Raw genomic sequence first — 5,243 nt, 5'->3', positions numbered from 1 at the left:
GGCGGCATCGATGGGCTCAACCGCCGGCACGGTCGGCCCCGCGACGACGCCCAGGATCCGCACACCACTGATCACGGGACCGCGGGGATCCCGGCGCCGCGCGGTCCCCGCCGTCGAGGAACAGTAGTACACTAATTATCAGTACGCACCTGTTCGTCACCGTCCGATCCGGAGGATTCTTGACCACCGACGACGACCTCCTGCTCGAGCGCCAGCTGTGCTTCGCGCTGTCCGTCGCGTCCCGGAGCGTGGTGGGCGCCTATCGGCCGGTCCTCGAGAAGCTCAACCTCACGCATCCGCAGTACCTCGTGATGCTCGCGCTGTGGGAGGAGAGCCCCCGCACCGTCCGCAGCATCGGACAGGCCCTCGCCATGGAGTCCGCCACGCTCTCGCCGATGCTCAAGCGGCTGGAGGCCCTCGGCCTGCTCACCCGGACACGCGTCCCGGGCAACGAGCGGGCGCTGGCGGTGGAGCTCACCACTGCGGGCCGGGACCTCCGCGCCGATGCCCTCGACGTGCCGGCGACCATGATGGATCGGCTCGGCCTGACGCGCGAGCAGGTGGACACCCTCAACGACGCCATGCACGGGATCATCCGGGCCACCGGCACCCACCTGCCGGCCTCGGCCGGCGGGCGGAGCACTCCGTGACCTCCCCCGCCCCCGTGGACCGACACCCTCGAAAGGATCTCCGATGACCGAGAAGCAACCGTTGTCCGCCCGCTTCATGACCGCCACGGGCAAGCTGCGGATGTTCTTCGGTCCCGCCCAGCGCGGCACCACCGAGGGACCGATCGTCTACCGCGACGACGAGGCGCAGCGGCTGCGTCAGGAGGAACTGCAGCAGTGGACCGTGGTGCGCAATCCGGACGGCTCCACCTACCTCACCACGCGCCGGGAGGAGTAGGCAGGGCCTCTCCTGCGCGGTGGCGGCAGCAGCGGCGCAGCTCCCGTCGCCGCCGTCGTGCGGGCCTTGATGCTACCGACCGGTAATTTTGTGGAATTCCTGAGCCCGAATCCATAGGGAACCGGTTCGGCGGGTGGCAAACTGTCGTAGTCAATCTTTTTCTGCCCGGGGGATTCAAGGGCGCCGTCTTGACTTAGAAGAGGTCTCGATCCATGAGCGCACAGCGCCCGTCTGCCAGCACGCCTTCCCACGCCTCCGGGCTGCCCAGAACCGCCCTCCGCATGGTGTCCGGCGGCCGCGGGCCCGCCACCGCCGCCACGGCCGACCACCTCGCCGCACAGACGCATGCAGCGCTGGAGACCCTCGAGGGGACCGTGGCCCGCCTCGCCCTGGCGCACCGCTCGTCGACGCCCGGCAAGGAGGGGCAGGTCATGGACGAGGAAGCTTTCGCATGGGTCCTGCAGTCCCTCGAGGACATCTCGGCGACCCTCCGCGGCCTGACCCTCGGACACACGGAGGACGACGCTCCCGTCGAGGCCGGGCTGCACGCGATGTGCGGATCGGCCTGAGCCACATGGAAAGGCGGGGCCCGATAGGCCCCGCCTTTCTGCGTCGACTCGGAAGATCCTAGATGGACTGGCGGGAACGCAGCCCGGCCCGGCCCATCGCGTCGGCGTAGGCCGACTGGATGTCCTTCAGCCACAGCTCCTGGTTCGCGGGGGTGCCCTTGAACGCCCGCTCGCCCGGCGAACGTACCTCGTAGATCTTGAAGCCGCGCTTCATGATGGCGCGGTTCTCGAGCTTCATCAGGCGCCGTGCAGCTTTGTGCGCGTCCGCCCCGTGGGCGACGAGCGCCGAGGCCCGCGGAACCTGCTGGAGGAATGTCAGGAGCGGCTTGACCCCGTCGGAGATCTGGTCCATGGTGAGCGCACGCTCCTTGCCCTCGGGCAGGTACCAGGGGTAGGCGTTCCAGGGCATGACCGCCTCGGGCGGCAGCCCGACCGCCTCGTAGATCCCGGCCATGCGGATGGAACTCGGGTCGTCGTTCTCGAAGGAGACGAATCCCGACGGCAACGAGGAGCCCGGGCTCGAGAAGAGACTGACGATCTTGCATCCGTCGACATCGTGGACGGGGTCGATGTACGGCACGGCCGACCCCGGTTTCGACTCGGCCAGCGTGTCGCACAGGCGGTTCACGTCCTCGATCTGGGGATCGTAGCGTTGTTCCCATTGCTGGGCCCGATACGTGGGATCTGCCATGCGCTGTACCAATTCCGCCTCCTCGCGAACGGCGCCAGAGGTGGCGCTAACGTGTCCGCAGGATTCCAGCCTACGCCAGTGCTCCGCCGACACCCCGGCCCCCGGGATCAGGACAGGGTGGAGGCGTACGGATCCCAGTCCTCGGGCAGCGGCTCGGCCGCGGTCGCCGTACTCGAGAGCGGGACGAACTCGCCGGTCGCGATGCTCTCCGAGATCGAGACCATGGCGTCGAGCACGTGGTACGCCGTCTCGCCCTGGGCGCGGTGCGGACGGCCCTCGCGGAGGGCACGAGCCATCTCCAGCACGCCGCTTCCGCGGGTCGAGGTCGCACCGACCGCCGCGATGGTCTCCGGCTCCTCGGCTCCGGGTCGGGTCAGCATCAGGTCGCCGGTGAAGAAGTTCGGGTCGGGGAACGCGAGCGTGCCCTCGGTCCCCGTGACCTCCACGAAGCCCGCGCGCTTGAGGGGTGAGTCGAAGCTGAAGATGCTCTGCGAGGACTCCCCGTTCGCGAACTGCGCGATCGCGCTGACGTGCGACGGGACCGTGACGTCGAAGACCTCGCCGGCCTTCGGCCCCGATCCGATGGTCCGGGTGTCCCGGGATCTCGAGCCGAGGCCCGCCACCCTGGTGATGGCACCGAACGTCTGGACGAGTGTGGTCAGGTAGTAGGGCCCCATGTCGAACAGCGGCCCGGCACCCTCCTGGAAGAGGAATGCCGGGTTCGGGTGCCAGGACTCGGGACCGGGCGACTGCATGAGGGTCAGCGCCGTCAGGGGGACGCCGATGTCGCCGCGCGCCACCATGCGCAGCGCGGTCTGGAGTCCTGCACCGAGGAATGTGTCGGGAGCACAGCCGAGACGGAGGCCGGCGGCGTCCGCCGTCTTCAGCAGGCCGAGACCGCTCTCGCGGTCCAGTGAGAAGGGTTTCTCGCTCCACACGTGCTTGCCGGCCTGCACTGCCGCCGTGGCCACCTCGACATGGGCCGCGGGGATCGTCAGGTTGACGACGATCTCGACGTCGGGATGGCTCAGCGCGTCCTGCACGCCACCGGATGACGGGACCCCGAACTCCGCGGCCCGGGCGGCCGCGACCTCCTCGACCATGTCGGCGACGATGTGCACCGTCACGTCGGGGAAGCCCGTGAGGTTGGTCAGGTACTCCTTGCTGATGACGCCTGCGCCGATGACGGCGACGCCGACCGGGCCGGTACTCATTTCTTCCCCTCGCTCAGGTAGGCCAGGCTGTCGGCGACGGCGGTGAAGATGTCGCCGTCGAAGTCGTCGAGTTCCACGACGGCCGCCTCGAGGCCGGGGACGGCGTCGAGTACGTCCCAGACGCGCATGCTGCCCGAGCCGACGGCGACCTGCTCCTTGTCGTCCTTGGTCAGCGGGCCGTCCTTGATGTGGACGAAGCGCACGCGGCTGCCGAGGCGCCGGAGCAGCTCGACGGGATCCTCGCCCCCGACCGCGGCCCAGTAGGTGTCCACCTCGAGGACCACCTCGGGATCGAGGTGGCCGGCGAGGACCTCGAGCCCGGAGGCGCCGTCGATACGCTCCTCGAGCTCGAACTCGTGGTTGTGGTAGCCCACGGTGATGCCGTACTCCGCGCCCTTCTTCGCCGCGGCGTTCAGCGCCTGGGCGGTGGCCTCGATGTCGGCGGCCGTGGTCCAGTGGGAACGCTCGACGTGCGGGTCGATCACCGTTCCGATGCCGAGCGTGCGTGCGGCGTCGAAGATCTCGTCCTGGTCGGCACGGAGCAGGGGCGCATGGCCGGACGGCGCGGTGAGTCCGTTGGCCGACAGCGCTTCGGCCAGCTCGTCCGCCGTGGCGACGAAGTTGTACGGCTCGACGGCGGTGTAGCCCAGCTCGGCGACGCGCCGGATGGTGCCCGGCAGGTCCTCCCCCATCGCCGCCCGCAGGGTGTAGAGCTGGAGTGAATACGTCACGGAGATTCTCCTCGCTGAGAACAGGGTGTACTGAACCGGTTCAGATTCTAGGTCGAACCTAGGTGATCACCCGGAGCGGGTCAAGAGATGGGTGGCGCTATCGTGTAGGCCATGGCCAAGGAAACCATCGCCGGCCTGGCGAAGAGGCTGGGCATTTCGAAGGCATCCGTCTCCTACGCCCTCAACGGCCAGCCGGGTGTCAGCGAGCTGACCCGGCGCCGCGTCCTGGACCTCGCGGAGGAGCTCGAGTGGTACCCGAGTTCCTCCGCCCGCGCCCTGTCACGCTCGCGGGCCGGCGCGGTCGGGATGGTGCTCTCGGCGGATCCCCTGCTCATCGGGACCGAGCCCTACTACATGGGCCTGCTCACCGGGATTGAAGCGGCACTCGCGCAGGCGGACATGGCCCTGATGCTGCGGATGGTGGGCAAGGACCCGGCACAGGAGCAGCTCATCTACGAGCGGTGGGCCGGTGAGCGGAAGGTCGATGGCGTCGTGGTCTTCGACCACCTGCACGACGACCCGCGCCCCGCCCTGCTGACCCGGCTCGGGCTGCCCTTCGTGCTGCACGGCGCGCCCGGGACCGGCGCACCGCACAGGTTCGCGGGCACGACGACGGACCACTCCGTCGACGCCGCGACCATCGTCGACCACCTCCACGAGGGCGGCCATCGGAGGATCGCCCATGTCACCGGGCCGCACACCTTCCTGCACGAGGAGGAGCGGATCCGGGGGGTGCGGGAACGTGCGGCCGGGTACGGGATGCAGGTGGTGCTGCACGAGGCCACCTACGCGCTCGACGCCGGGCGCGACGCCGTCGTGTCGCTCCTGCACGCGCCCGGGGACCGGCCGACCGCGGTCGTGTTCGGCAACGACCTCATGTCGATGGGCGGCCTGCTGGCCCTCGGCGAGCTCGGGCTGCGCTGCCCGGGGGACGTCGCGATCGTGAGCTGGGACGACTCCCTGCACTGCCGGCTGGCCTCGCCCGCGGTCACGGCCCTGGCGCGCAACCCGGGGCAGCAGGGCCGGATCGCCGCCGAACTGCTGCTCGCGTTGCTCGACTCCGGGGAGGCCCGGACCCGCTCGATGCCGGGGAGCGACCTCGTGGTACGGGCCAGCACGGCTGTGCTCCCAG

7 protein-coding genes are annotated in these 5,243 nt (G+C 69.7%); 4 read left to right on the top strand and 3 right to left on the bottom strand.

Going from position 1 to position 5,243, the window contains the following annotated elements; all coding sequences use genetic code 11:
- Positions 1 to 179: 179 nt before the first annotated feature.
- The 3 genes from CVO76_RS15010 to CVO76_RS15000 all read left to right on the top strand — a co-directional run bounded on the left by CVO76_RS15010 (position 180) and on the right by CVO76_RS15000 (position 1,475).
- Positions 180 to 650 (top strand): MarR family winged helix-turn-helix transcriptional regulator, encoded by a 471-nt coding sequence (locus CVO76_RS15010; protein WP_208739964.1) that lies wholly within the window; start codon positions 180 to 182, stop codon positions 648 to 650.
- Positions 651 to 693: 43 nt separating this feature from the next.
- The gene (locus CVO76_RS15005; protein WP_133081376.1) at positions 694 to 906 is read left to right on the top strand and encodes a hypothetical protein; all 213 of its coding nucleotides are present in this window, start codon (positions 694 to 696) and stop codon (positions 904 to 906) included.
- A gap of 212 nt (positions 907 to 1,118) precedes the next feature.
- Positions 1,119 to 1,475, top strand: a complete 357-nt coding sequence (locus tag CVO76_RS15000; RefSeq protein WP_208739963.1) for a hypothetical protein — start codon at positions 1,119 to 1,121, stop codon at positions 1,473 to 1,475.
- 58 nt (positions 1,476 to 1,533) lie between these two features.
- Here the strand turns inward: CVO76_RS15000 and CVO76_RS14995 are convergent, their stop codons facing one another.
- The 3 genes from CVO76_RS14995 to CVO76_RS14985 all read right to left on the bottom strand — a co-directional run bounded on the left by CVO76_RS14995 (position 1,534) and on the right by CVO76_RS14985 (position 4,111).
- Positions 1,534 to 2,166, bottom strand: coding sequence for a uracil-DNA glycosylase (locus CVO76_RS14995; protein ID WP_133081378.1), 633 nt, complete (start codon positions 2,164 to 2,166; stop codon positions 1,534 to 1,536).
- Positions 2,167 to 2,273: 107 nt separating this feature from the next.
- Positions 2,274 to 3,380 carry a Gfo/Idh/MocA family protein gene (locus CVO76_RS14990; RefSeq protein ID WP_133081379.1) on the bottom strand — a complete coding sequence of 369 codons (1,107 nt, stop codon included), beginning with the start codon at positions 3,378 to 3,380 and terminating at the stop codon, positions 2,274 to 2,276.
- Positions 3,377 to 4,111, bottom strand: a complete 735-nt coding sequence (locus CVO76_RS14985) for a sugar phosphate isomerase/epimerase family protein (RefSeq protein ID WP_208739962.1) — start codon at positions 4,109 to 4,111, stop codon at positions 3,377 to 3,379. Before CVO76_RS14985 ends, CVO76_RS14990 begins: the two co-directional genes overlap by 4 nt.
- A gap of 111 nt (positions 4,112 to 4,222) precedes the next feature.
- Between CVO76_RS14985 and CVO76_RS14980 the strand changes: the two genes are divergently transcribed.
- Positions 4,223 to 5,243 (top strand): LacI family DNA-binding transcriptional regulator (locus CVO76_RS14980; protein ID WP_208739961.1); only part of this gene is annotated, 1,021 nt, incomplete at its 3' end.

This window comes from Arthrobacter agilis, from assembly GCF_002953615.1.
Classification (GTDB): Bacteria; Actinomycetota; Actinomycetes; order Actinomycetales; family Micrococcaceae; genus Arthrobacter_D; species Arthrobacter_D agilis_B.
This window is presented reverse-complemented; position numbering and strand designations above follow the sequence as displayed.

What these genes read in the sequence shown, in the direction of transcription:
- CVO76_RS15005 (WP_133081376.1), top strand. Translation starts at nt 694, where the DNA reads ATGACCGAGAAGCAACCGTTGTCCGCCCGCTTCATGACCGCCACGGGC.
- CVO76_RS15000 (WP_208739963.1), top strand. Translation starts at nt 1,119, where the DNA reads ATGAGCGCACAGCGCCCGTCTGCCAGCACGCCTTCCCACGCCTCCGGG.
- CVO76_RS14995 (WP_133081378.1), bottom strand. Translation starts at nt 2,166, where the DNA reads ATGGCAGATCCCACGTATCGGGCCCAGCAATGGGAACAACGCTACGAT.
- CVO76_RS14990 (WP_133081379.1), bottom strand. Translation starts at nt 3,380, where the DNA reads ATGAGTACCGGCCCGGTCGGCGTCGCCGTCATCGGCGCAGGCGTCATC.